20 protein-coding genes are annotated in these 24,894 nt (G+C 32.7%); 10 read left to right on the top strand and 10 right to left on the bottom strand.

The window, feature by feature from the left end; all coding sequences use genetic code 11:
* Positions 1 to 45: 45 nt before the first annotated feature.
* Complete coding sequence (locus tag ABD941_RS10035; RefSeq protein WP_345273998.1) at positions 46 to 1,242, top strand: serine hydrolase domain-containing protein; 1,197 nt, start codon at positions 46 to 48, stop codon at positions 1,240 to 1,242.
* 72 nt (positions 1,243 to 1,314) lie between these two features.
* On the opposite strand, the gene dgt is transcribed toward ABD941_RS10035, so the two are convergent.
* Positions 1,315 to 2,655: a dGTP triphosphohydrolase gene (dgt, locus tag ABD941_RS10040; protein ID WP_345273999.1), complete on the bottom strand. Its 1,341-nt coding sequence runs from the start codon at positions 2,653 to 2,655 to the stop codon at positions 1,315 to 1,317.
* Positions 2,656 to 2,815: 160 nt separating this feature from the next.
* Here dgt and ABD941_RS10045 point away from each other — a divergent pair, with 160 nt between their 5' ends.
* The 3 genes from ABD941_RS10045 to ABD941_RS10055 all read left to right on the top strand — a co-directional run bounded on the left by ABD941_RS10045 (position 2,816) and on the right by ABD941_RS10055 (position 7,616).
* A complete protein-coding gene (locus tag ABD941_RS10045) occupies positions 2,816 to 3,199 on the top strand; it encodes a carboxypeptidase-like regulatory domain-containing protein (RefSeq protein WP_345274000.1) in 384 nt (127 codons plus the stop codon).
* 322 nt (positions 3,200 to 3,521) lie between these two features.
* Positions 3,522 to 6,365 (top strand): TonB-dependent receptor, encoded by a 2,844-nt coding sequence (locus tag ABD941_RS10050; protein ID WP_345274001.1) that lies wholly within the window; start codon positions 3,522 to 3,524, stop codon positions 6,363 to 6,365.
* 42 nt (positions 6,366 to 6,407) lie between these two features.
* Entirely contained in the window at positions 6,408 to 7,616 is a 1,209-nt protein-coding gene (locus ABD941_RS10055) for an autotransporter outer membrane beta-barrel domain-containing protein (protein ID WP_345274002.1), read from the top strand.
* Positions 7,617 to 7,696: 80 nt separating this feature from the next.
* Here ABD941_RS10055 and ABD941_RS10060 read toward each other — a convergent pair whose 3' ends face one another.
* Positions 7,697 to 8,011, bottom strand: coding sequence for a toxin-antitoxin system YwqK family antitoxin (locus ABD941_RS10060; protein WP_339894780.1), 315 nt, complete (start codon positions 8,009 to 8,011; stop codon positions 7,697 to 7,699).
* A gap of 382 nt (positions 8,012 to 8,393) precedes the next feature.
* Here ABD941_RS10060 and ABD941_RS10065 point away from each other — a divergent pair, with 382 nt between their 5' ends.
* Both ABD941_RS10065 and ABD941_RS10070 read left to right on the top strand, forming a co-directional pair.
* Entirely contained in the window at positions 8,394 to 9,602 is a 1,209-nt protein-coding gene (locus ABD941_RS10065) for a porin (protein WP_345274003.1), read from the top strand.
* 82 nt (positions 9,603 to 9,684) lie between these two features.
* Entirely contained in the window at positions 9,685 to 11,964 is a 2,280-nt protein-coding gene (locus tag ABD941_RS10070) for an inorganic phosphate transporter (RefSeq protein ID WP_345274004.1), read from the top strand.
* Between the two features lie 64 nt (positions 11,965 to 12,028).
* Here ABD941_RS10070 and chrA read toward each other — a convergent pair whose 3' ends face one another.
* Positions 12,029 to 13,153 carry a chromate efflux transporter gene (gene chrA, locus ABD941_RS10075; RefSeq protein WP_345274005.1) on the bottom strand — a complete coding sequence of 375 codons (1,125 nt, stop codon included), beginning with the start codon at positions 13,151 to 13,153 and terminating at the stop codon, positions 12,029 to 12,031.
* 229 nt (positions 13,154 to 13,382) lie between these two features.
* Here chrA and ABD941_RS10080 point away from each other — a divergent pair, with 229 nt between their 5' ends.
* The gene (locus ABD941_RS10080; RefSeq protein WP_345274006.1) at positions 13,383 to 14,264 is read left to right on the top strand and encodes an OmpA/MotB family protein; all 882 of its coding nucleotides are present in this window, start codon (positions 13,383 to 13,385) and stop codon (positions 14,262 to 14,264) included.
* 345 nt (positions 14,265 to 14,609) lie between these two features.
* Here the strand turns inward: ABD941_RS10080 and ABD941_RS10085 are convergent, their stop codons facing one another.
* From ABD941_RS10085 to ABD941_RS10100, 4 genes are all read right to left on the bottom strand, one after another.
* Positions 14,610 to 15,290 (bottom strand): hypothetical protein, encoded by a 681-nt coding sequence (locus tag ABD941_RS10085; protein ID WP_345274007.1) that lies wholly within the window; start codon positions 15,288 to 15,290, stop codon positions 14,610 to 14,612.
* Positions 15,291 to 15,760: 470 nt separating this feature from the next.
* A complete protein-coding gene (locus tag ABD941_RS10090; RefSeq protein WP_345274008.1) occupies positions 15,761 to 18,250 on the bottom strand; it encodes a ribonucleoside-diphosphate reductase subunit alpha in 2,490 nt (829 codons plus the stop codon).
* 219 nt (positions 18,251 to 18,469) lie between these two features.
* A complete protein-coding gene (locus ABD941_RS10095; protein ID WP_345274009.1) occupies positions 18,470 to 19,450 on the bottom strand; it encodes a ribonucleotide-diphosphate reductase subunit beta in 981 nt (326 codons plus the stop codon).
* Positions 19,451 to 19,733: 283 nt separating this feature from the next.
* On the bottom strand, positions 19,734 to 20,297 hold the full coding sequence (locus ABD941_RS10100) for a DUF3109 family protein (RefSeq protein WP_345274010.1): 564 nt from the start codon (positions 20,295 to 20,297) through the stop codon (positions 19,734 to 19,736).
* A 175-nt stretch (positions 20,298 to 20,472) separates the two neighbouring features.
* Here ABD941_RS10100 and ABD941_RS10105 point away from each other — a divergent pair, with 175 nt between their 5' ends.
* The 3 genes from ABD941_RS10105 (at position 20,473) to ABD941_RS10115 (ending at position 21,954) form a co-directional block, all read left to right on the top strand.
* Positions 20,473 to 21,060 (top strand): MarC family protein, encoded by a 588-nt coding sequence (locus ABD941_RS10105; protein WP_345274011.1) that lies wholly within the window; start codon positions 20,473 to 20,475, stop codon positions 21,058 to 21,060.
* A 63-nt stretch (positions 21,061 to 21,123) separates the two neighbouring features.
* Complete coding sequence (locus ABD941_RS10110) at positions 21,124 to 21,327, top strand: hypothetical protein (protein ID WP_345274012.1); 204 nt, start codon at positions 21,124 to 21,126, stop codon at positions 21,325 to 21,327.
* Positions 21,328 to 21,345: 18 nt separating this feature from the next.
* A complete protein-coding gene (locus ABD941_RS10115) occupies positions 21,346 to 21,954 on the top strand; it encodes an NAD(P)-binding domain-containing protein (RefSeq protein ID WP_345274013.1) in 609 nt (202 codons plus the stop codon).
* 8 nt (positions 21,955 to 21,962) lie between these two features.
* Here ABD941_RS10115 and ABD941_RS10120 read toward each other — a convergent pair whose 3' ends face one another.
* From ABD941_RS10120 to ABD941_RS10130, 3 genes are all read right to left on the bottom strand, one after another.
* Entirely contained in the window at positions 21,963 to 23,552 is a 1,590-nt protein-coding gene (locus ABD941_RS10120) for a S41 family peptidase (RefSeq protein WP_345274014.1), read from the bottom strand.
* Positions 23,553 to 23,984 (bottom strand): deoxycytidylate deaminase, encoded by a 432-nt coding sequence (locus ABD941_RS10125; RefSeq protein ID WP_345274015.1) that lies wholly within the window; start codon positions 23,982 to 23,984, stop codon positions 23,553 to 23,555.
* Between the two features lie 294 nt (positions 23,985 to 24,278).
* Positions 24,279 to 24,869 carry a HupE/UreJ family protein gene (locus ABD941_RS10130; RefSeq protein WP_345274016.1) on the bottom strand — a complete coding sequence of 197 codons (591 nt, stop codon included), beginning with the start codon at positions 24,867 to 24,869 and terminating at the stop codon, positions 24,279 to 24,281.
* Positions 24,870 to 24,894 lie beyond the last annotated feature (25 nt).

The raw sequence follows: 24,894 nt of genomic DNA on the forward strand, positions 1-24,894 counted from the left end.
TAACAATAAAAAAAATGCGCATCTTTAAAAGAAACCCATAGAAAAATGAAAAACACAATTTTTATCTTATCCTTGATTTTATGTTGTTCTTGCCAAAACAGGACAAATAAAAAAACGACTGATTTAGCATCTAACGCTTTCCATAAAGAAATGGATAGTTTATACAATACCGGCGTTTTTAATGGATTTGCTGCTACTATTGTGGATACAACAGGTATAATTTACAATCAAGGATTTGGTTATGCTAATGTCAATAAAAAGAAAAAATATACCGAAAATACGATTATAAACATCGCCTCTATTTCTAAAGTGTTTATTGGCGCAGCGCTTTTAAAAGCTAAAGAAATGAATGTTATTGATTTAGATGACCCTATCAATACCCATTTGCCATTTCAGGTTATAAACCCAAATCATCCAAATGAACTCATTACCATTAGACAATTAGCCACGCATACCAGTTCCATTGTTGATACTGATATTTATATGGAAACCTGTTATGTGAATAAAGATGATATCCCTTTAGCTGAGAACCTCAAAGAAAAATATGGATTGTATTATCAAAATCCATCAAAAAACTGGATACCTCTAAAGGAATACTTAGGTAAAATTTTACAGAAAGATGGTTTGTTTTATAACGCTTCCACATTTTCAAAAAGAAAACCTGGCGCCGTCTATGAATATAGCAATATAGGCGCTGCTTTATGTGCGTTAGTTATTGAATCTGCTACGAAAAAACCCTTTAATGAATTCACAAGAGATCATATATTTAAGCCTTTACAGATGTCTTCAACAAGTTGGTTTTTTGAAGATGTTGATCATACGAACTATTCAAAATTATATTTTGATAATGAAGAGTTGCCCTATTATAAAATTCTCTCGTATCCTGATGGTGGACTCATTACTTCAAGTACAGATTTGGGTAAATTCTTAACAGAATTGATAAAAGGCTATTCTGGACATGGTACTATTTTGAATTCAAATAGTTACAACGCCTTTTTTAAATCGCAATTAGATGAACAGGCTTTTGAGAGCAAAAAGAATTATAACGTTGGTCTTTTTATAGAAAAAGAATTGCCATACCATGTTATTGGACATACTGGTGGCGACCCTGGAACTAATACCATGATGTTTTTTGATTCAGAAACTAAAACAGGGCGCATATTTATTACTAACACCGATTCTAAAAAAGAAAATAGTGGCGCTGTTTTCTGGGGCATCTGGAATGCGCTTGGAAAATATTAAAATAAGCTGGTGCGCTATATCTTTTTTCTTTTTTGCATACAGGCATTGCAGGCATATACTTTAATAAAAATCCTAAAATTCTATGCCTTTTATCTTTTTGTATTCCATAATGGCTTTGCTATCTGATAAAAGGGATACGTAATAACAAACACTAGATAAACGATTATACAAACTAGAATCATCTGCCTTAATTGTTTTTGGCAAGCCTTTTAAAATAAGTTTATCATAATTGGAACCTGTATTATTAAAACAGTTGTTTACCGCATCGGTATAGGTATTTAATAGGGTATTTATAACACCATAGCCCGCTATTTCCTTATCTACAACCTCTGTAGACTGATAGATATTTTCTACACTTATTTTAATAATATCATTTATTTGTGCGTCATATTTACTTTTATCTAACAAAGCGCAATCAAAATCGCCACTTAAAATAGCGTCTTCGTATTTCATAAAAATATCAACAGCTTCGTTTATAAGCGAACCTATAGCCAAAGCACGCAAGTAACCTACGCGATCTTCTTTGGTTGAAAGGGCATAATAATTTTCTGGTCTAATATTGTCTCTAATTATTTTAGATAGATATTCCAAAGCAAATTCTTCTTGAATAAGTCCTAAATTAATACCATCTTCAAAATCGATAATGGTATAACAAATATCGTCAGCAGCTTCTACTAAAAATGCCAAAGGATGTCTGGAAAAGCTCAAATCTTTAGCGCTTCGTTTCACTAAACCCAGCTCATTGGCCACATCCACAAAAGCCTCTTTTTCAGACTGAAAAAAGCCATATTTTTTATCGGCTATATGTTTGGTTGGTTTTTTAGGAAGGGATTCTTTTGGGTATTTCATAAACGCACCTAGTGTAGCGTAACTTAATCGTAATCCGCCGTCGCGTCCTGCCCTGCTTTCGGTTAAAATTTTAAATCCATTGGCATTGCCTTCAAAATCGCATAAATCTTGATATTCCTTTTCTGTTAATTGCGATTTAAATGGTTTACCATTACCCGTTTTAAAAAATTCGCCAATGGCTTTTTCACCAGAATGTCCAAACGGTGGGTTTCCAATATCATGTGCTAATGATGCAGCGGCAACAATAGCTCCAAAATCATTGATTTGATAACCATGTATATTTTGTAAATGTGGATGTTTTTCTAATAACCTTTTCCCAACACGACGCCCTAAAGTCCTACCAACGACACTAACTTCTAAACTATGTGTTAAACGCGTATGCACAAAATCGGTTTGAGACAATGGTATAACTTGGGTTTTATCTTGAAGGCTCCTGAATTCCGAAGAAAAAATAACACGATCATAATCAACCTCAAAACCCAATCGGGTTTCGTCTTGTTCTTTTCGTATGCGTTTATTAGTGTCGCCAAAGCGTTTTAAGGATAGTAGTTGTTCCCAGTTCATGGTAAAAATTTATGTGTAGGCAAGATAACATTTCCTATTAAAATTTAAATAAAAAATCGCTTAACATTAAGGTAACCTTTTAATCATAGTTGTTTAATAATTTGGTAACACATGATTGTGAGTTCTGAGCGTATTTTTGCATCGTAATTAAGATTAACACATGAAACATATTATATACATAGCCTTCTTTTTTATCTCTGCATTAGCTTATGCACAGGATACGGGCTCTATAAACGGTAACTTATTGGATTTTGAATCTAATAACGACCCTTTAATGTTTGCTAAAGTTTCCATTAAAGAAACTGGCGCAGAAGTTTTATCTGATGAAAATGGATCGTTTAAGTTTGAAAATTTAAATGATGCCACGTATACCTTAGTATTTAGTTTTGTAGGCTATGACACCAAAGAAATGCAAACTAAAGTTATTTCTGGAAAATCATCGCCTATTAAATTAGCTTTACAAGCAAGCACCATATCTTTAGAAGATTTAGTTTCAACTATGGCCAGTACTGACCATAGTACGTCTTCTACTTCAAACAATTAGTTTAGTTAAATTTTATTTGTTGTTTAGTTAGCAATAAAGACCTTTTATAAAGCAGCTTTCAGTTAAAAGAAAGCTGCTTTTTATGCTCCTATAATGGCCTGTATCAACTATCAAAGAAATCTTAAAAACTTACTTTGCGTACCATTCCTTTCTCCAAACCAATCCATTAGATTTTCAATGTTAACTAAATGTAATCAAGAATGAAAACATATGCGTTTTAGTTAACATTACCCTAACGCTTTTATTACGGTTCTTTAATCCTTAGATAACACGTTATTTACAATACGATGGTTTCTTTGCAACGAGAAATTTAAATATACTAATGAAAAAATTTATACTATTATTTATACTGTTTACCTCGCTATTTTCATTTGCTCAGAACACAGGTTCTGTTGTTGGAAAATTAACAGATAAAGAATACAATAATGAGCCTTTAGCCTTTGCTAATGTTTTAATAAAAGGCACGACAAAAGGAACGACATCAGATTTTGATGGGCTATACGCTTTTAATGATTTAGAAGTAGGATCTTATACTTTAATATTAAGTTTTGTTGGTTATGAAACTCAAGAAGTTTCTGTGGAAATTACTGCGGGGAACACTATTGAAGTTAATGCTATAATGGCTGCAAGTGCCGCTTCTTTAGATGAAGTTGTTATTACCACAACAACTAAAAGAGAAAGTGAAACCGCTTTATTACTAGACCAAAAAAAAGCGGTTGAAATTAAGCAAAGTATTGGAGCAGTAGAATTAGAAAGAAAAGGGGTTAGTGATGCTGCTGGTGCAGTTGCAAAAATTTCTGGAGTTTCTAAACAAGAAGGTTCAAGTAATGTTTATGTACGTGGTTTAGGTGATCGATACTTAAACACAACTATGAATGGTTTATCATTACCATCTAACGATGTAAGCAAGAAAAACATTGATCTAGATTTATTTTCATCTGATGTTATTGAAAATGTATCCATTAGTAAAGCATATTCATCAAAATTTTACTCTGATTTTGCTGCTGGCAATGTAGATATCTCTTCAAAAGACTACAAAGGGAAAGGCTTTTTTAACTTCGGAATGGGATCTTCTATAAACACCAATGCGGTTAATAAAGATTTTGTTAGAAGTGAAGGGACTGGTCATTTTGGGTTTTATAACAGATATGCGCATGACCCTTTTGCTGTTATTTTATCACATGGATTTGACCCTGTTGATGCTGGAACTCCAATTAATACCAATTTTGGAGGGTCTTTTGGAAAATCATTCACTTTTGAAAACGGGTCAAAACTTAGTTTTTATGGTACAGGCTCTTTTGAAAATGACTTTCAATACAGAAAAGGGGCTAACGTAGATTACACAAACGTTGAGAAAAAAGCTTTTGAGGAAGCCGAAGAGTTTGAGTACGGCACAACCACAACAGCTATGGCCTCTATTATTTATAAAATAGATAGCAGCAATACTTTAAAGTTTAACTCCTTATTTGTAAATAGTTCATCAGATAAAGTTGGTTATTTTGGTATTGATGGAAAAGGACGTAATAGGGATGCTATTGCAAATACTGACGAAGGTTTCTTCCAGCAAAATATTCAATTTAACGAAAATCTAATCTATGTAAACCAACTTATTGGAACACATAAATTTGACAAAATAGATATTGATTGGGGCTTTGGACACAACTTTGTAAATGCTCATGAACCGGACAGAAAACGTTTAAGTTTTGAAAACTATCAATTCGCTCTGGATAATGACCCAAATACAAACCCAATATTTTATAGTAATGTCGATTTTGATAATCAGCGTTATTTCCAAGACATACAGGATGAAGAACTTAACGGACGCTTAAACTTAGCTTATAAAGCTACAGAAAAAATCAAACTAAACTTTGGTTATAATGCCAGAACAAAAGAACGTCGTTTTAATAATGTAAGATATGGTTACGATATTATTGATAATAGTGGCATAGCCGATGTTAACGATTTAAATAGCTTCTTTTCTTTAGAGAATTTAAATTTAACAAACAATGAAGGTACTTATGAAATTAAAGTCATTAAACCTTATCCAAACCTTGGTAATACAAACAGACCAGGTTTAGATGAAAACACCTATAAAGGGAAGCTGGATATTTATGCAGGTTATTTTAATGCTGAAATTAATTTTGGTGAAAAATGGCTTGTTGTACCTGGTGTTAGAATAGAATCATTTGACCAATTTATTGAATACGATGTTATTAACCTTGGTGTTAATGGAAATGATAATATTAGCGCATCGGAAGTGTTGTACTTACCTAGCATCAGTTTAAAATATGCTTTAAACGAGGATCAAAACCTGCGTTTTTCTGCCAGTCAAACCATATCCTTACCAGAATTTAAAGAGGTTGCTCCTTTTGTTTACGAAAGTGTATCTCAACGTATAGGTGGTAACCCCGATTTATTAGGTCAAAAAGAAGGGGTTAACTATACCAATGTAAAAGACGTTTCGTATTCTACAATCTTAAACATTGATTTAAAGTACGAATGGTTTGTAACGAAATCTGAATTAATCTCTATTGGAGCATTTTACAAACAAATAGAAGATCCTATTAACCAAGTTGTTGCTTTTGATGCCACGGGTACGCAACGTTTTTTTAGAACTGGAGAGAAAGCCCAAATTTATGGTATAGAAGCAGAAATTAGAAAAAATATTATTGTTAATGAAGATGACAACCCAGAACTTTCATTTGGCTTAAATGCAACCTATATGCATACAGAGCAAGATTTATATAGCGATATTATTGGAAGCAATTTTAATGTAAGCTTTGTTAAAGACAAAGAAGAACTACAAGGTGCGTCTCCTCTAATTCTAAATACAGATATTAGTTATTCGCCTTCATCATTTGAAAACTACAAACCTATGGCAACCTTAGCCTTTTCATATTTTTCTGATAGAATTGATGCTTTAGGCTCAGGACAATTAGGAAATGTTATTGAAAAAGGGGTGCCTACTTTAGATTTTATTCTAAAAAATAAAATAGGTGAAAACTTCGAAATTAACTTCGCTGCAAAAAACTTATTAGATCCAAAGATTACTTATATAAGAGAAACAACTCAAGGTAATATAGTGGTGACATCTCCTAACGGAAAAGATGTGTCCGATTATAAAAAAGGAATGAACATAGGCTTACAATTAAAATACAAATTTTAAACGCAATAATTAACAATAACAAAAAAATAAAACTTAGAAACGATGAAAAATAATTTATTATTAGGATTAGCAATTACGGCATTGCTTTTTAACTCTTGCTCAACAGATGATACTGCCGATATCAATATTACCGACAACAGTGTAATTAACAACAATAATGGTGGAACCGATAGCGGTAGTGGCGAAGAAATAGCTATTAGTGCTGCTGAATATTCTTCAGATTTAGTGTTAGATGCAGATCAAACATATACCATTAGTGGTCCAGTAATTATGGCTGACGGTGCTAATTTAATAATTGGTGAAGGTGTAACGATTAAAGCTGTAGCAACTGGTGCCGATGTTTACATTGCTATTTCGCAAGGTGCAAAAATAATTGCTAATGGTACTGCTGCTAAACCAATTGTTATGACTTCTGGTTCTGCAAACCCAGCTGCAGGACAATGGGGTGGTTTAATTATCTTAGGAAAAGCACCTATTAATTCTGTAACAGGTACAGCAACTTCTACATCTGAAATAGGAAGCTTACCATACGGTGGAACGGAAACTTCTGATAGTTCAGGAATACTTCGTTATGTCCGAGTAGAATATTCTGGAGGTGCTGCTGATGGGTCTTCTGAAAACAACGGATTCTCTTTTTATGGTGTAGGTGCTGGTACAACAGTAGATTACATTCAAGCCTATGAAGGTGCAGATGATGGTATCGAGTTTTTTGGAGGTAATGTAGAAGTAAACTATGCCGTTGTTATTAATGCTCAAGATGATTCTATTGACTGGACTGAAGGTTTTACAGGTAAAGTAACCAACGCTTATGTTAAGCATGGAGCAGATCACGATAAAGGTTTTGAGTGTGATGGTTATAATACCGATATAGGAAACTTATCTAGCCCTAAATTCTGGTCTAAACCAATAGTAACAGATGTTACCATTGTAGGTTTAGGTTCTAGTACAGGAAATGAAGCTATAAGACTTAGAGCTGGTACTCAAGGTATATTTAACAATATATTAATTGAAGGCTTTGCAGAAGGATTTGATTTAGATGGCGATACTGGAGCAAACAGCAATAACCCAACAGGTACTGGAGTTATTAATGGAGATTTAGATGTAACAAATGTAACTTTTACCGATGTAACCGTACAACTTAAAAACGATACTGGTGATACTTTTGCTGACGCAGATTTCATGACAGGTATAGGAAATGCAACTGGTACAGATTATGCTACTTGGGGAGCAAACTGGACCGTAGGAAACTAGTTAAATAACAAACCATAAGCATAAAAAAAGCATCCTGATTTTCAGGATGCTTTTTTTATGCGTTCACTTTACTATATCAATTATAGCGAAGCGACATTATTTTCATAATTGACGACTTTTTTAGTCCCGTCAATCCAATAAATCCATTTGCCGACTTTTTTTCCATTATCATAATTTGCAGAAACTGTTTTCTTGCCTTCTGTGTTAAAGCTTAACCAAACACCTTGTAATTTACCATCTGCTGTGTAAGAGCCTGTTTGGCTTACAACACCATTGTCATGATAATAAACAACATCAATTAAATTTGTGTCTTTATTAAGTTTTAATTCTCTTTCTTTTTGTCCAAAAGAGACCACAGTAATTAAAAAGGCAAAAACAAATAATAATTTCTTCATAATTATGGGGGTTTTAACATTATAATACAAAGATAAATAATAGGTAACGTTTACACAACTTTCACGTAACATTAAATTAACACTAAAACCGTAACATTCTTATTTTAAGCAATTTATAATTAAATATTTAACATTGAAATATTAATAATTACTTAATATAGGGTTTACGTTTAGATTACCTTAAACCTCGACATTTGTAATGTCTTAAGACTAATTAATTAGTATTTCATATAATCTATTAGTTTTTGTCGACTACATTATCATGATTTCTAATGAGACTGCCTTGGGCCAAGGCAGTCTTTTTTGTTATAAAATTAATCATTTGGAAACATTAAGTTAACATTGGATATAGTTATTTGCAGCGACAAAAACTAATAATACAATGAAACTAAAACTTAGTATAATAGCTATTCTAGCTATTTCCGTACTTACTCAAATTAAAGCTCAAGAAATTAGCGACACCTCTTTTGGTAAAGGCCTAATTAACTTTGTTGCAAAGGACAGTTCTTTTAGTATTAAATTTGCACCTCGATTTCAAGTTCGCTCCATATCTTCATGGGATCATGATGGCAACCAATATGGAAGTCCAGAACATAATTTTATCGTGCGTCGATCACGTTTAAAATTTGATGGTTTTGCTTATAGCCCAAAATTAAAATACAAATTAGAGTTAGGGCTATCTAACAGAGATATTTCTGGTGCTAATGATTTTAACAGAAATACCCCTCGATACATCTTAGATGCTGTTATTATGTGGAATTTTTCTGGAAATTGGGAATTATGGGCAGGACAGACAAAACTTCCTGGTAACGTAGAGCGTGTAGTATCTTCGGCTAACCTTCAATTGGTTGACCGTTCTTTATTAAATAGCCGTTTTAATATAGACCGTGATTTAGGAATTCAATTGCGCCACAAAACAAACTTAGGTGGTCATTTTTTGATGCGTGAAAAATTTTCAATTTCGCAAGGTGAAGGAAGAAATGTTACTGAAGGCAATGAAGGCGGATTACAATATACAGCAAGACTCGAGTTTTTACCTTTTGGTAAATTTAAATCAAAAGGCGACTATAGTCAATCTGATTTAAAACGTGAAGCAAAACCAAAATTAATGGCAGGGTTTACTTATAATTATAATCAAGATGCTGTTAGAGAAAGAGGGTTTGCTGGCGATTATATGATTAGAACAGATGGTTCTATTTATGAAACAGACCAAACGACCATTTTTGCAGATGCCATGTTTAAATATAATGGATTTTCATTTATGGGCGAGTATGCTAAACGTACTGCCGATGATGAAATTGCAACAGAATTAGATGGAACTACGCCTACAGGAGATATTGTATTAACTGGTAATGCCCTAAACTTGCAAGCAGGTTATTTATTTAAAAACAACTGCGAAATAGCTGCTCGTTTTACAACTGTAGAATATGAAGCTATTACAACTGCATTACCAACAAAACAATATACACTTGGTTTTAACAAATTCGTTGTTGGTCATAAATTAAAAGTACAATCTGATATTAGCTATACATCTTTGGATGGTAATGATGATAACATTACTTTTAGACTTGGATTTGACATCCATTTTTAAGTCATTAAAAAAACATAACAATTAGATAACGTTATACTCAAAATATCTAAAGACATTTGCAAACTTATTTCAATTAAAAATTATGGATAATATTTATTTATTTATGTTAATTGCCATTACTGTATTAGCAGTTGCTGATATTGTAGTTGGTGTTAGTAATGATGCTATTAACTTCTTAAACTCTGCAATTGGTTCTAAAGCTATTTCTTTAAGAACAATAATGATAGTAGCTAGTTTAGGTATTTTTATAGGAGCAGTATTTTCTAGCGGTATGATGGAAGTTGCTCGTAAAGGTATTTTTGTTCCTGCGCAATTTGAGTTTAGCGAAATCATGCTCATTTTTATGGCAGTAATGATAACCGATATATTATTACTTGATTTCTTTAACACACTTGGTTTACCAACCTCTACAACCGTTTCTATTGTATTTAACTTATTAGGTGCAGCAGTCGTTATGGCGTTAATTAAAATTAGTGCCACAGACTCTCAAACTTTTGCTGATTTAGGAACTTATATTAATAAAGAAAAAGCACTAACTATTATTAGTGGAATTTTATTATCTGTTTTTATAGCCTTTACTGTTGGCGCCATTGTACAGTGGATTTCACGTGCCATTTTCACATTTAACTATGAGAAAAAAATCAAGAATTTTGGAATTCTTTTTGGTGGTGTAGCATTAACAGCCATAACCTATTTTATTTTCTTAAAAGGATTAAAAGGCACACCTTATTATAAAGAATTAAAAGGTTTACTTGAAGGCAATGAGATTTTTATCATACTTGGAAGTTTTGTTTTCTGGACATTATTTTCATTAATCTTCGAGAAATTAACTAAGAAAACCGTTTTACTAGTTGTTATAGCCGTAGGAACATTTGGATTAGCATTAGCATTTTCTGGAAACGATTTAGTAAATTTTATTGGGGTACCCATGGCAGCTTATCATTCTTATGAAGCATGGATAGATAGTGGCATGGACACGACAATGTCTATGGCTGTATTAGATAAAAAAGTGCCAGCCGAACCATTATTACTTTTTATAGCTGGAGCAATTATGGTATTAACGCTTTGGTTATCTAAAAAAGCTAAAACTGTTGCAGAAACAGAAATTAGCTTATCTAGACAAGGAGATACACACGAGAAATTTCAACCTAATGCCCTTTCTAGATCTGTAGTTAAAGGATCATCAACATTATCCAACTATTTTGGAGCTATTGTTCCAAAATCAATTCAAGAAAAAATAAGTAAAAGTTTTGAAAAACCAGATACTATAGCTTTAACTAAAGACCAGAGTATTGATGCTCCTGCATTTGACATGATTAGAGCTTCAGTAAACTTAATGGTTGCCGGGGTATTAATTGCCATTGCAACATCTATGAAATTACCATTATCTACCACTTATGTCACTTTTATGGTTGCTATGGGTACATCACTTGCAGATCGTGCTTGGGGTCGAGAAAGTGCGGTTTACAGAGTTGCCGGCGTGCTTAATGTTATTGGTGGTTGGTTTGGAACTGCTATTGGGGCATTTATTGCCGCGGGTACAGTAGTCTTCTTAATTAACTGGAATCCTAAAGTAATGACTCCAATATTATTATTAATTACTGCTTTCTTATTATACAGAAACTATAAATCACATAAAAACAAAGCATCAAAAACAATAGATGAAGATAGCTTAACAGAAACCGGCAGCAGATCTGTACAGGGCGTTATTCTTGAAAGCGCTAAAAATATTTCCAATGTTGTAAAACGCGGAAATAAAATTTATTCTAATGCAGTAAACGGTTTAGCAAAACAAGATTTAAGCTTACTTAAAAAGAATAAAAAGCAAGTAGATAAATTATCTGAAGAAGTAGACAATTTACGTGATAATATCTTCTATTTTATTAAAAACTTAGATGAAACTAGCTTAAGAGCAAGTAGCTTTTACATTAACATTTTAGGATATTTACAAGATATGACCCAATCTTTAGAATACATTTCTAAAGTAAGTCATAAACATATTAACAACAATCACAAGAAACTTAAATTTAGTCAAATTAAAGAATTAAAAGAAGTAGAAGATGCTTTAGAAGCTTTATTTAATGACACTAAATCTGCTTTTGATTCTCATTCGTTTGAACAAATTGGAAATGTTTTAAATAATAAGAACAGTATTTTTAATATGCTATCTGAAAAAATTCAAAAACAGGTAGAACGAACCCGTACTGAAGAATCCAGTCCGAAAAACACAACATTATATTTTGGGTTGTTATTAGAAACTAAAGATTTATTAACAGCAACCATGAATCTTTTGGAAGAGTACCATAATGCTCATGACGCTTCAATAGAACCCGCAACTATTACTATTTCTGAAGAGGAATAATAGGGACAGCTTATATATAAAGCCTCAACTCTTAATAAGATTGAGGCTTTTTTATTTTTATCTTCTAAAAGATTGTTATTAAGAAAAAGCCTGAAAAAGCACCTATAACTATTGTCCAAATAGTACTGATTTTTGTTTTAAAAGTTAAAATAATAGCCAATAAAGCAATAACTATACTTTGCCATTCAATAAGAGTCTCTTTAGCCATGATAAAAAGAACGGCAAGCATAATGGCAACAGCTGCAACATTAACTGAATCTAAAAAATACCGCAATATTTTAGACTGTTGCATTTTAGGTATAAAAGGATTAAGTAGTAACACAAATAAAAACGAAGGTAAAAATATACCAGAAGTTGCAACCAAGGCACCTGTAAACCCTGAGAGCTGATAGCCAATAAACGTTGATGTAGACAGCACAGGTCCTGGAGTAAACTGACCTATTGCAATAGCATCAATAAGCTCAGCTCTTGTCAGTAAACCACGAGTCACTAATTCTGCATCTAAATATGCAAAAAGCACATAACCACTTCCATATAAAATAGCACCTACTTTTAAAAAAATTAAAAAGAGTTTTAAAGTTGACACTTTAGCTATTGTTGTATTAATTCCAAGAAACAAAAGAAAAGGCGACATGCTATAGAAATTGGATTTTGTTTTAGATTTCAAATAGAAATATAACATTCCTAAAACGCCAGCACTTAACAAAGCAATAACTTCGTTAACACCTAAAAGACTTGCTGCTAATACGAGTATACCAATAATAATAAGTTCAGTACTCTTTACTGCCTTTTTCCCTAATTTTAGTATGGCCGATGCTATAATGGCTAAAACAGCTGGTTTTATTCCATAAATAAACGGTTCAACCTGAGGTAATTCTCCATATTTTACATATAGGTATGCAAGCAATGCTGTAATTAATGTTGCAGGAAAAATAAAAGCAATACCAGCCACAAAAAGACCAGCTTTACCTGCACGTTCATAACCACAATGCATGGTCATTTCTGTAGAGTTTGGACCTGGAATTAAATTAGTTGTACCTATTAAATCCAAGAAATAATCTCTAGTCAGCCACTTACGCTTTTCAATAATTTCATCTTCCATCATTGCAATATGAGCAGCCGGACCGCCAAAAGCAAAACAACCTAGTTTAAAAAATACTTGAGCAACTTCTTTTAATTTTGAATCCATTTTGAGAATTTAAATGTTCAGCACCCAAAAGGAATCCCTAATTGTATGTTGAGCTTAAAAATAATTTATTCAAAAATAAAAAAAATGATTTCTACAAACGAATACTTTGAAAGTCATGTAAAATCTTTAGGTTATAAAACCCAAAACACTTACAAAAGCAAAAAAATTACATCTTAACGTCTATAGTTTTCTTTTTATCGTAAATGATGTAAACCAAAAGCTTTTTATTATGAAGAAAATTTCAATTTTATTATTAGTTGCCCTCACTTTTTCTTGTGTTTCGAAAAAGAAATACATGGCTTTAGAACATGAAAATGGCCAGATTAGAAGTGAATTAACCAAAACAAGAGTTGCTAAAGAAGATTTAGAAACTAAATTTGCAAAAATCCAAACTAGAGTTGACAATTACAACACTAAAATAGTGTCTTTAAAGGAAGATGTTGGAGTGCTTACCGAAGAAAACAATTCTAAATTTGAAGCCTTAGAAAACGGTGCGGTTATCTCTAACAATGCCAAGGCTAAAATGCGTAAAACCTTAAAGCAGGTTGATGCTAATAAACTTAGTCAAGCTAAAACCCTTAAGGATTCTATGAATTTAGCAGTGGCTTACAATCTTGAAAAAGCAATTAACGAAAGCAACTTAGATGAAAATGATGATTTTGCTGTCAATATTAATGAAACGGTTGTTATGATTTCTATTGCAGATAATATGCTATTTAATACGGGTAGTTATAGGTTAAGTTCTAAAGCCAATACAGTTTTACAAAAATTGGCTGATGTTATTAACTCTGAACCTAGTTTAGATGTAATGGTTGAAGGCCATACAGATTCTAGAACAATAAACACAGCACATATTGCCGACAACTGGGATTTAAGTGTGTTAAGAGCCACATCTGTTGTTCGTAAACTACAAGAAAAGTATAATGTAGCTCCAGAAAAATTAATTGCATCTGGTAGAAGTAGTTACCAGCCTGTTGCAGCTAATGATTCTAGAGAAAACAGATCAAAAAACAGACGCACAAGAATTATTATTCTTCCAAACATTGACAAATTTTTTGCTTTAATGTCTGAAAATGATAATACCGTTGCTGAACAAAATATATTGGATTAAACTATATTTCAATTTATAGTTATAAAAAAGCACCCCAATTGGGATGCTTTTGAATTAAAAAAAACTATTTCTTTCTAGTTTCCTTTACAGTTGTACTTGGATGCTTTTCCGCAAACTTCTTGGTAACATATTCACCAGTCTTAGCACTTCTGTGTCTAGTTGTTTTTCCTTTTTTAGGCATAAAACTAAATTTAAATTAAACAAAATGATACTTCATTTAAGCCTAATGATTTTATATATTTGAATCGTAAAAATTTTTTAATAAATATTAGGTTCTGGAGTGAAGTTTCCATTTTCCAGATTTAACTTTAATATTAGGACCTCTTTACGAGGTCCTTTTTTTATTTACGCTGCATTCCAAACAGACTTAACATTTGCACATATAACTTCTATTTCAGCTAATGATTTAGACAAGTTTTTAGGAACAGAAATTACTTTCTCTCCAAATACATCTATTGACAAACAAAGCTCCTCTAAAACTTCTTCATCCTCTTTTGCTACAACTTCCTTAAGATATTTATTTATTAAACTTGATATATATCTTGATTGAATGTTATCAAAAACATTGTTTTTAGAAATATGAACTTTAACAGCCCCTAAATAAATCTTTCCATTTGCTTTTATTCTAAAAATCACATCAGGTGATATAATAATCTCTACTCCGTTTAAAAAAATAGATTTACATTCTACCTTTTTTATTATTTCATAAGGCACACTTTTCAATAAGTCAGGAAGTTTTATACTAGCATATCTATTTAATGCTTCCAAAGAAACAGTTCTATCAAGAACTTGCCTTGGCTTTTTAGGGATTCGTTGCTTTAATTCTTCAATACCTTTTACAATAGGTTCTAAATCACAATTATTTTCAATAGATTTTTTAATTCTAGCTTTTGGTAATTGATACCATGCAACCATAAATTTATTAGGATCCTTTTGTTGTTTAATAATTCTTCTTTTACTAGCCTCTGAAGCATTCGAAAAGTCTGCAAATTGATTTACAGATATAATATATCTTCTTTCATTCATAATATTAAATATTTTCCAAGGCATTGTCTTTTACGCTTGGGTTATTAACAAATTCTAAAAAAACAGTTGATAAATTAATAAGATTCATAAAGTCTTATTTAATAAGCCTTTTCAACCATTTAAGAGTTATTAGAAATATTTAACTTGGCTAGAAGATTCTAATTTTGTACGTTTGAAGAACAAAATAGGAGATGAGTTAATCTCACTTCAATTTAAATTACAATATTAGGGGTCGGATCCAAATTTGTAAATTAAAATACCAAGAAGGGATATTTCATTATGTCCCTTTTTTTTATGTCTTTTTTTAACTCTTTCTTTTATTAGTTACTTATAAAATTTACCTTTATTTATAAGACTTGGTTTTAAATAAAACTTTATCTGTTTTTTAAAAAAACACCTCAAAAATTCGAGGTGCTTTTATAAATTTGGGGTTCCCCCTTTCGAGGGAACAAACCCAATAACAATACTATTTATGAGCCACACATTAGGCAATCATCGCCTTCACCAGCTTTTGCTTGGGCTATAAGCGCTTTCATTTCTTCGGCACTCATGGGCTCTACATCTACTTCTGGTGTGTTTTGCTTTGCAAATTTAGCTGCATTTTGAGCGGCCAATTTCTTTTTCTTAGCTTCTTCTTGTTCTTTAACAACTTCATTAACTTCTACGACTTCAGCAACCGGTTCTTCCTTTTTAGTCGTTTGAAGTGTGAATTTAATGGCATCAACAGCACTCTTAGTTCGTAAGTAGTACATGCCTGTTTTTAAGCCACTTTTCCATGCGTAGAAGTGCATTGACGTTAATTTAGCCATAGTGGCACCTTCTAAGAATAAGTTAAGTGATTGTGACTGATCTATAAAATAGCCTCGTTGACGCGACATATCTATAATATCCTTCATGCTTAATTCCCAAACGGTTTTGTAAAGGTCTTTAATATCCTGAGGAATATTGTCGATACCTTGTACCGAACCATTAGCTCTCATAATATCTTGTTTTAAGCTTTCATTCCAAAGGCCTAAATCCACTAAATCTTCTAATAAGTGCTTATTAACTACAATAAACTCTCCGGATAATACACGACGTGTATAAATATTTGAGGTATACGGCTCAAAACATTCATTGTTTCCTAAAATTTGAGAGGTCGATGCTGTTGGCATTGGTGCAACTAATAACGAGTTACGCACACCGTTTTTAAGGACTTGTTTACGCAGTTTTTCCCAATCCCAATTACCACTTAATTCATCATCTTTAATATTCCAAAGATTGTGTTGAAAATCACCTTTGCTTATTGGAGAGCCTTCATAACTTTGATAAGGTCCATCTGCTTTTGCTTCTTCCATACTTGCTGTAACAGCGGCATAGTAAAGCGTTTCAAAAATATCTTGGTTTAGTTTTTTAGCTTCATCGCTTGTAAAAGGCATACGTAATTTTATAAACGTATCTGCCAATCCTTGTACCCCTAAACCAATTGGTCTATGGCGCATATTAGAGTTTTCGGCTTCTTTTACTGGGTAGTAGTTTCTATCTATAACCCTGTTTAAGTTTTTAGTAACGCGTTTTGTTATACGGAATAATTCTTTATGATCAAAGGCTCCGTTTTTAATAAACATAGGTAAAGCAATAGATGCTAAGTTACATACAGCAACTTCATCTGGCGATGTATATTCTAAAATTTCGGTACATAAATTTGAAGAACGAATGGTTCCTAAATTTTTCTGATTAGATTTACGGTTTGCCGCATCTTTATACAACATATACGGTGTACCTGTTTCAATTTGAGATTCTAATATTTTCTCCCAAAGTTCACGTGCTTTTATGGTTTTACGCCCACGTCCTTCGGCTTCATATTTTGTATATAAAGCTTCAAATTCTTCACTATGTATTTCTGGTAATCCTGGGCATTCATTAGGACACATTAAGGTCCAATCACCATCTTCCTGTACACGTTTCATGAATAAGTCTGAAGTCCACATGGCATAAAACAAATCACGGGCACGCATTTCTTCTTTACCATGATTTTTCTTTAAATCTAAGAAATCAAAAATATCGGCATGCCAAGTTTCAATGTATATTGCAAAACTTCCTTTACGTTTTCCACCACCTTGATCCACATAACGCGCCGTATCATTAAAGACTTGAAGCATGGGCACAATACCGTTACTTGTACCATTAGTTCCTGCTATATAACTTCCTGTTGCACGGACATTGTGTATAGCTAAGCCTATACCTCCTGCAGATTGCGAAATTTTAGCGGTTTGTTTCAGGGTATCGTAAATCCCTTCAATACTATCATCTTTCATGGTTAATAAAAAACATGAAGACATTTGTGGCTTTGGTGTACCGGAGTTGAACAATGTTGGTGTAGCGTGTGTAAAATATTTTTTAGACATCAGCTCATAGGTTTCAATAGCGGCATCTAAATCATTTAAATGAATACCTATTGATACACGCATAAGCATGTGTTGCGGGCGCTCGGCTATTTGCCCATTTAATTTTAAAAGGTATGAACGCTCTAAGGTTTTAAACCCAAAATAATCATATCCGAAATCGCGGTTATAAATTATGGTAGAATCTAAGCGATCCTTGTTTTCCATAATAACATTGTAAACCTCATCAGAAAGTAATGGTGCATCTTTTCCTGTTCTTGGGTTTACATATTTATGTAAATCTTCCATAACGTCGCTAAACGTCTTTTTTGTGTTTTTATGTAAGTTAGAAACAGAAATTCTAGCTGCTAAACGAGCATAATCTGGATGCGCCGTGGTCATGGTTGCAGCAATTTCTGCAGCAAGGTTATCAAGTTCGCTAGTCGTTACGCCATCATATAAGCCTTCAATAACTCGCATAGCTACTTTTAATGGATCAACCAATTTATTTAATCCATAACATAATTTCCTTACTCTGGCAGTAATCTTATCGAACATAATTTGCTCTTTTCTCCCATCTCTTTTTACTACATACATTGTTTTACACGGTTTTTAAATTTTCTGACACACCTTCAGAAAAATGGTTAGTTATTTATTCTAAATTTTATCTTGGTTTTAATAAGATGAAACTTAGTTGTTTAATTACTATTTGTTACTTTGTTTTACTTTCCTTTTAAGGGAAATGTCTTTTTAATCATGGCTTTAAAACGTTATTTTAAAGCTTGGGAAAAAGAATTCTTTTAAAATTCTTTTTGATTAAAAATCGGCATCAAAACTGAATTTATCTTTATCGTCTTCTTTATTAAGAACACCTGCTTTTTGATAATCTCCAACACGTTTCTCAAAGAAATTGGTTTTTCCTTGTAAGGATATCATGTCCATAAAATCGAAAGGGTTTGATGAGTTATAAACTTTTTCGCATCCAAACTCCCCTAATAATCGATCGGTTACAAACTCTAAATATTGTGTCATTAGCTTGGCATTCATTCCAATCAAACTAGCAGGAAGCGATTCTGTAATGAATGAGCGCTCAATATCTAAAGCGTCTGTTAATATTTGAGTAATTCTTTCTTTTGGTACTTTATTTACAATATGGTTTTCATGTAAATGCACTGCAAAATCGCAATGTAGACCTTCATCTCTTGAAATAAGCTCATTAGAGAAGGTTAAGCCAGGTAACAAGCCCCGTTTTTTAAGCCAAAATATAGAACAGAAACTTCCAGAAAAGAAAATCCCTTCTACGGCTGCAAACGCAATTAAACGTTCTGCAAAACTGGGCGAATCTATCCATTTAAGTGCCCAATCTGCTTTTTCCTTAATTGCTGGAAACACTTCAATAGCATTAAATAGGGCATCTTTTTCTTTATCGTCTTTTACATAAGTATCAATTAATAATGAATAGACTTCTGAATGAATATTCTCCATCATAATTTGAAACCCATAAAAGAACTTCGCTTCTGAGTATTGTACTTCAGATACAAAATTCTCAGCTAAATTTTCGTTTACAATACCATCACTTGCTGCAAAAAAGGCTAAAACATGCTTGATAAAATAACGCTCGTCGTCATTTAATTTATTATTCCAATCATTAAGGTCTTGGTGCAAATCAATTTCTTCTGCAGTCCAAATACTAGCCTCTTGCTTTTTATACCATTCCCAAATATCATGATGTTGTATAGGAAAAATAACAAAACGATCTTTGTTTTCTTGTAAAATGGGTTCAATAGTTTGAGACATTGGTTTGTGATTAGTTTATTAAAATTAGACGAAAAAATTGCTGTAATTTCAGGATAACAAAGATTGTAAAATGATTGACATCTTTTAAAATTTTTAATGAAACCTTTTCAACAAGTTTTTAACAATGAAAAAATCTTACAAAAAAAATGGTTTTACAAAAAAAATAACATAAGTAACTGACTATAAGTATTTTAAAAATAAAACATTAACATCCTTAAAACTGTCAAACAAAAGAAAGTTTAACATCGAAAACCCTATTTTTACAGTACTTTCGGCTTGTTTTTTAAAGGTTTTGAGCCACCTTTTCCAGCTCCAAATACCAATCTTCTCCAAACTTTCTAATTAGGGCTTCTTTTACAAATTTATAGATAGGAATTTGCAAGGCTTCACCTAATGTGCAAGCATCATCACAAATTTGCCATTTATGATAATTTACGGCCGAAAACTCACTGTAATCTTGAACTCTTACTGGGTACAAATGGCAGGATACTGGTTTTTTCCAAGAGACTTCGCCTTGGTTATAAGCTTCTTCAATAGCACAAAGAGCCACATTTTTTTCATCGAAGACAACATAGGCACAATCAGCGCCATTAATCAATGGGGTTTCTAACTCACCATCATCTGTTATTATATAAGCGCCTTGAGATTCTATAACATCAATCCCTTCTTGACGCAAAAAAGGCTTTACTTTTGGGTATATATCTTTAAGGATTTTGGCTTCATCTGGTTCCAATGGCGCACCTGCATCACCATCAATACAACAGGCCCCCTTGCATGCTGATAGGTTGCACATAAAATCTTTTTCTATAATGTCTTCTGAGACTATAGTTTTTCCTAACTGGAACATAAACCCTGTTTTAAAATAGTTTACAAAAATAGATAAACTTTGATTGAAAATTTTAAGATATTTAGATAAGAATGCTATATTTTTGCGGAAAATTTAAGAATTTATTGAAATTAAAAACATATGCTTTTTAGATTTCCATATTTATGAGAATTTTTAAATTTAAAAACCTTTAATTATGGAATTTAATTTTAAAGAAATATTTACAGTGTTCATGGTCTTATTTGCTGTAATAGATATTGTTGGCAATATTCCAATTGTTATTGATTTAAGAAAAAAAGCAGGACACATTCAAAGCGAAAAGGCCTCTATTATAGCTGGGGTTATTCTAATTTTATTTTTGTTTTTAGGAAAAAGCATCTTAAATCTTATTGGTATTGATGTAAACTCGTTTGCCGTAGCTGGTGCCTTTATTTTATTTTTTATAGCTTTAGAAATGATTTTGGGCATTACACTATACAAACAGGACGAAAACACATCTATGACCACGGCTGTATTTCCGTTGGCATTTCCATTAATTGCAGGGCCTGGTAGTTTAACAACCTTACTGTCTCTAAGAGCTGAATTTAGAATTGAAAATATTATCATTGCTGTTATAATGAATGTTATTATTATCTATATTGTACTAAAAACATCCTCTAGAATTGAACGTTTTTTAGGCCCTAATGGCATTAATATTATACGTAAGGTATTCGGTGTTGTTTTATTAGCTATTGCTGTTAAACTTTTTGCGCATAATATAAAAGCCTTGTTTGATATTGCATAACTAAAACCAAAAAAAAGGGGAAATACAAAATTTAAAAAAAACGATATTAAAATTTTAAAACACATGAAACTTTTAACGATAATACTTAGCCTCATTGCTTTAGGTTTAATTATATTTAATTTTACTAAAGTGAATTTTGACGCGCCTTTTGAAGGTGATAGTATCATTGCCGTAATAACTATTGTCGCTTCGCTTTGTGTTATTGTAATGATGGCTATTTTAAGAACCTCTAAGCGTATTGAGGAAAAAGTAAAAGCACGCAAATAAAAGACAAAACCAACAAACATGTATGATGCTTTAATTATTGGTGGTGGTGCCGCAGGTTTGTCTTGTGCCTTGGTGCTTGGCTCTGCAAAAACCAAACCTTTTGCCAAAAATAAAACCATTGGCATTATTACGCATCAAAAAACATCGCATTTACAAACAGCTTTATTTAATAATGTTTTAGGATTAACTCCGGGTACTACAGGTGCTTATATTTTAGAGAGCGGTAAAACACAGCTTTCTAATCTCTATCCGCATGTTAAGCAAATTGACAAAGAAAAAGTTTTAGCCATTTCAAAAAACACAAGTCATTTTGAGGTTAGAACTAATAAAAACACTTACCAAGCCAAAATTGTTGTTATTGCTGTTGGGTATACCAATTTAATGACTATAAGAGGTTTGGAACCATATATTGAACCGCATCCAAGAGCTGCTATTGAAAAAGACCGTATTTGGTTAAAAAACACAGACCATATTATTGAAGACCAGCTCTATGTTGCTGGTACTCTTGCTGGATGGCGTAGTCAGTTTGCTATTGCTTCTGGTAGTGGGGCACATGTGGCTACTGATATTCTAACACTTTGGAATGGCGGGAAACATATTAAGGTTCATGATAAAGTAGAAGAATAAGCACCTACTCACTCCCCATCACTCAATTTAACAACCTCATCAATCATAATATCGCGTTGATTGAAAACTTCTTCAAAAGCACCATTACCAAAAAGTTGATCGGCTAACGTAGCTTTAATGTATTGTTTTACTTCTTCATGATAAGCCACAAAGGTAATTTTAGAATCAGTTCTAAGGTTTAAGTAATCTTGAAACGCAAATACTAAATCGTCGCCCACTTCAAAAGTGTCTATAAAATCTTGTTTAAGGGTGTCCTCATAAACATGTCTATCTTTTTCCAATTCTTCAAACACAAAATTTCCGAAAAACCCGCGACGTTGTAAAAAGGAAAGGGTTTCGTTTTGCATACTATTATCAATGGGTACAAACACATCAGGAATAATACCACCACCGCCATAAACAATTTTACCACCAGGTGTTGTAAATTTTAAAGAATCGTCTACTTGTATTTTTTTTGGATCTAAAAGCTCGCCACTATCCAAACGTTCAAAATATTCATCGTAATAGTCTTTATTCCCATTTTTATAAGGCCGCTGTATGGAGCGCCCTGTTGGTGTGTAGTATCTGGAAACGGTTAAGCGCACGGCACTACCATCACCCAATTCCATTTCGCGTTGTACGAGTCCTTTTCCGTAAGAGCGACGCCCTACAATGGTGCCTTTATCATGGTCTTGTAATGCTCCTGCTACAATCTCACTTGCTGATGCCGAGTTTTCATCAATTAACACATATACTTTGCTATCTTCAAAATCACCAGCACTGGTTGCAAAACTTTTTTCTATACTGCCTCGCTTATTTTTGGTAAATAAAATCAATTTATCATCTTCAAGAAACTCATCAACTATCTGTTCTGCTATACCTAAAAAACCGCCTGGGTTATCACGCAAATCCAGCACCATTTCTGTAGCACCTAGAGCCTGTAGTTTTTCTATTCCTGCTTTAAACTCTTTATACGTAGATTCTGCAAAACGGTTAATTTTTACATAGCCTAGTTTTTTGGTTAGCATATAAGCAGCATCTACACTTTTAATAGGAATCTTTCCGCGTTTTATGGTAAAATCCAAAAGTTCTGGTTCGCCTTTCCGATATACTTTTAATTTTACTTTTGAATTTATTGATCCTTTTAGCTTCTTAATAATTTCGCCATCTTTTAAGCTATTTCCAAAAAGTGAATCGCCATTGGCCATAATAATCCTATCGCCACCTTTAATCCCTGCTTTAGCACTCGGTCCGTTTTCTATAGCTCTAATTACAGCAATGGTATCCTTGTAGGTGTAAAAACTAACGCCAATCCCTACAAAATCACCTTTCATTTCTTCGGAAACACGTTCCATATCTTCTTTTGGGATATAAATGGAATGTGGGTCCAAGTTTTCTAGAATACCATTAACAGTTACATCAACAATACTATCTGTATTAATCTCATCTACATAATCATATTCAATATAATCAATAAGCCTGTTGAGTTTATCTTTTTTGCTATTGGTTGAAAACAACCTATCGGGCGAGTCGGTAAAATTTAATTTCCCGCCTATAAAAATACCCATTGCTATTGCAATTCCTAAAACCAAGGGCAAATATTTTTTTTGATAAGCCATTTATGCTTTTAAATGTTCTATTAGTTTGAGCTCTATGCCTGCTTTTTTCAAAAATTTTAATCCTGAATTGTCTTTATAGGCTTGGTTATAAACGACCTTTACAATTCCTGCTTGGTGTATTAGTTTACTACATTCTTTACAAGGAGACATGGTTATATAAAGTGTGGCTCCTTTGCATGACTGTGTGGACGCTGCTACTTTTAAGATGGCATTGGCCTCTGCATGCAATACATACCATTTGGTATAGCCCTCAGCGTCTTCACAAAAATTTTCAAAACCTGATGGTGTTCCATTATACCCGTCCGATATTATCATTCTGTCCTTTACAATAATGGCTCCGACTTGCCTGCGATTGCAATAAGACAATTTCCCCCACTCTTGTGCAATTCTTAAATAAGCTTTATCGTACTTAAGTTGTTTGTTTTCTGGCATTAATATTTTTTTAGTCTAATAGTATTCTCCTTGATCCAATTACTTGATTAAACACTGAAATTATCCTGAGTACTGGTCCAAATAACGAATATAGTTCGTTCGTATTTTAATTACAACGTAAGTTCGTTAAAGTTTTACGAAAATTTAAACATAGCTAGAATCTGTGTTAGGGATTGAACGGCATGTTTGAAATCCCCTCCCGATAACTATCGGGAGATGGAGGGATTGAGTAGTGAAAGCCCGACCACTTGCCCTGGGCAGAGTTAAAGGATGTGGTAACGCTCAAATAAAAATTTAAGTTAAAAAATCGCTATTTAATATCATGGGAATTACCAAACCTACTACTATGGATGATACAACCATAATCCAATCGCGTTTTGTAAACCTAAATATAGTTTGTACCACATAGCCAAAAAACAAAACAATAAATACAATAATAACTTGGGCTAGTTCTATTCCTAAAGCAAACTCTAATAACAGGATTAATTTATTATCGGTATCGCCTAATAGCATTTTAAATTCGCGTGCAAATCCTAATCCGTGGACCAAACCAAAAAATAATGTTGATAAAAACAAAACGCCTATTTTTTCGCGTTGGGCCCCTTTTCCTGATGTAAATACATTAAAGAGTGCAACTATTATAATAGTAATTGGTATTAAAAACTCAACTAATGTTGCATTTACACTTACTACATTGTAAGCCGCTAAAATCAAAGACAAGGTATGCCCTAGGGTAAACACAGAAACAAGTAATAGCACCCGTTTCCAGTTTTTAAAAACATAAGGAACCGTTAGAACTATTAAGAATAAAACATGATCGTAGGCATTAATATCAAGAACATGATTAATACCATATTCGACATTGAACAAAAAATTTTGAAGCATATTAATTAGGATTTAGGGTTTTCAA

Source organism: Flaviramulus aquimarinus, assembly GCF_039543205.1.
Classification (GTDB): domain Bacteria; phylum Bacteroidota; class Bacteroidia; order Flavobacteriales; family Flavobacteriaceae; genus Flaviramulus_B; species Flaviramulus_B aquimarinus.

What these genes read in the sequence shown, in the direction of transcription:
- ABD941_RS10035 (WP_345273998.1), top strand. Translation starts at nt 46, where the DNA reads ATGAAAAACACAATTTTTATCTTATCCTTGATTTTATGTTGTTCTTGC.
- dgt (WP_345273999.1), bottom strand. Translation starts at nt 2,655, where the DNA reads ATGAACTGGGAACAACTACTATCCTTAAAACGCTTTGGCGACACTAAT.
- ABD941_RS10045 (WP_345274000.1), top strand. Translation starts at nt 2,816, where the DNA reads ATGAAACATATTATATACATAGCCTTCTTTTTTATCTCTGCATTAGCT.
- ABD941_RS10050 (WP_345274001.1), top strand. Translation starts at nt 3,522, where the DNA reads ATGAAAAAATTTATACTATTATTTATACTGTTTACCTCGCTATTTTCA.
- ABD941_RS10055 (WP_345274002.1), top strand. Translation starts at nt 6,408, where the DNA reads ATGAAAAATAATTTATTATTAGGATTAGCAATTACGGCATTGCTTTTT.
- ABD941_RS10060 (WP_339894780.1), bottom strand. Translation starts at nt 8,011, where the DNA reads ATGAAGAAATTATTATTTGTTTTTGCCTTTTTAATTACTGTGGTCTCT.
- ABD941_RS10065 (WP_345274003.1), top strand. Translation starts at nt 8,394, where the DNA reads ATGAAACTAAAACTTAGTATAATAGCTATTCTAGCTATTTCCGTACTT.
- ABD941_RS10070 (WP_345274004.1), top strand. Translation starts at nt 9,685, where the DNA reads ATGGATAATATTTATTTATTTATGTTAATTGCCATTACTGTATTAGCA.
- chrA (WP_345274005.1), bottom strand. Translation starts at nt 13,153, where the DNA reads ATGGATTCAAAATTAAAAGAAGTTGCTCAAGTATTTTTTAAACTAGGT.
- ABD941_RS10080 (WP_345274006.1), top strand. Translation starts at nt 13,383, where the DNA reads ATGAAGAAAATTTCAATTTTATTATTAGTTGCCCTCACTTTTTCTTGT.
- ABD941_RS10085 (WP_345274007.1), bottom strand. Translation starts at nt 15,290, where the DNA reads ATGAATGAAAGAAGATATATTATATCTGTAAATCAATTTGCAGACTTT.
- ABD941_RS10090 (WP_345274008.1), bottom strand. Translation starts at nt 18,250, where the DNA reads ATGTATGTAGTAAAAAGAGATGGGAGAAAAGAGCAAATTATGTTCGAT.
- ABD941_RS10095 (WP_345274009.1), bottom strand. Translation starts at nt 19,450, where the DNA reads ATGTCTCAAACTATTGAACCCATTTTACAAGAAAACAAAGATCGTTTT.
- ABD941_RS10100 (WP_345274010.1), bottom strand. Translation starts at nt 20,297, where the DNA reads ATGTTCCAGTTAGGAAAAACTATAGTCTCAGAAGACATTATAGAAAAA.
- ABD941_RS10105 (WP_345274011.1), top strand. Translation starts at nt 20,473, where the DNA reads ATGGAATTTAATTTTAAAGAAATATTTACAGTGTTCATGGTCTTATTT.
- ABD941_RS10110 (WP_345274012.1), top strand. Translation starts at nt 21,124, where the DNA reads ATGAAACTTTTAACGATAATACTTAGCCTCATTGCTTTAGGTTTAATT.
- ABD941_RS10115 (WP_345274013.1), top strand. Translation starts at nt 21,346, where the DNA reads ATGTATGATGCTTTAATTATTGGTGGTGGTGCCGCAGGTTTGTCTTGT.
- ABD941_RS10120 (WP_345274014.1), bottom strand. Translation starts at nt 23,552, where the DNA reads ATGGCTTATCAAAAAAAATATTTGCCCTTGGTTTTAGGAATTGCAATA.
- ABD941_RS10125 (WP_345274015.1), bottom strand. Translation starts at nt 23,984, where the DNA reads ATGCCAGAAAACAAACAACTTAAGTACGATAAAGCTTATTTAAGAATT.
- ABD941_RS10130 (WP_345274016.1), bottom strand. Translation starts at nt 24,869, where the DNA reads ATGCTTCAAAATTTTTTGTTCAATGTCGAATATGGTATTAATCATGTT.